Annotated in this window: 1 protein-coding gene; it reads left to right on the top strand. The window is 30.9% G+C overall.

Annotated features, from left to right (window positions below; all coding sequences use genetic code 11):
* A protein-coding gene (locus tag WKS98_RS09910; protein WP_498918938.1) for an IS3 family transposase occupies nucleotides 1-1,076 on the top strand; the annotation gives its coding sequence in 2 pieces (ribosomal slippage) (nucleotides 1-240 and nucleotides 243-1,076; 1,074 coding nt annotated over the 2 pieces). This gene is flagged as partial in the annotation.
* Between the last annotated feature and the right edge of the window lie 102 nt (nucleotides 1,077-1,178).

Below are 1,178 nucleotides of genomic sequence, written 5' to 3'. Positions count from 1 at the left end.
ATTGTAGACCTTTACCAGACAGGATATACTCGTCAAGAAATAATAGATAAATACGATCTAACTCCTTCAGCTTTTGATAGATGGATAAAGCAACATCGGGACAGTGGTCAATTCAAGGAAATTGAATTGATGAGTGACCTAGAACGAGAAAATTTAGAACTTAGGAAGCAAAACGAAAAACTTCGTATGGAGAATGATATTTTAAAGCAGGCAGCACTGATACTTGCCAACAAAAAAGATATGTAATTAATGTGCTTAAATACAAGTACCCTGTGTCAGTGCTATGTGATGCTTTAGGAATGAATAGATCCTCATACTATTACAATCCTAAACCCTTAAGCGCTGAAGAAATCGAATTAGAAATTAAAGTTAAGCAAATTTTCGATGAAAGTAGGGAAATTTATGGTGCAAGGAAAATTAGAGCAGAATTAAAAAAAGATCATATTCAAGTTTCAAGAAGAAAAGTTAGAAAGATAATGAAAAAGCTAAACTTGGTTTCGGTGTATACAGAGCCAATTCACAAAGGTGCTAAAACACCAAAAAATGAACAAAACATAGAGAACAAAGTTAATAGACAGTTTAGTAATAGAAAGCCATTAGAAGTGGTGGTTTCAGACCTTACATATGTAAGAGTAAATAAAAGATGGGCATATATATGCTTAATGACAGACCTGTACAATCGAGAGCTAATAGGTTATTCATGTGGTCATTTAAAAGATGCAAAATTAGTGAATGATGCAATAAATTCAATTAAGTATCCATTAAATGAAATTCAGTTTTTCCACACAGACAGAGGAAGTGAATTCTACAATAGTGTAATCGATAAATTTATTGAAAACAACAGCATTATTAGATCTTTGAGTAGAGCAGGAAACCCTCATGACAACGCAGTAGCTGAAAGTGTTTTTAAATCCGTAAAGAAAGAATTTGTCTACAGACAAGAGTTCAAAGATTTAAAAGACTTAAACGACAAATTAGATGAATATGTAGAATGGTGGAACACTAAAAGACTACATGGTACATTAAATTACATGACACCAATAGAATTCAGAAGATTAAATTGTGAGTTAAATTAAGACTACGAGATTAAAGACAGATTTAAACTTATAAATTATTAGGTAATTTATTGCCTAATAATTTATAAGTCAAAAAACAAAAAAGAATTTTTTGTTTTAAGT

Origin of the sequence: Lagierella sp. ICN-221743 (assembly GCF_037890055.1) — a bacterium.
Classification (GTDB): domain Bacteria; phylum Bacillota; class Clostridia; order Tissierellales; family Peptoniphilaceae; genus Mediannikoviicoccus.
The sequence above is the reverse complement of the archived record's forward strand: the minus strand, read 5'-3'. Positions and strand labels throughout refer to the sequence as shown.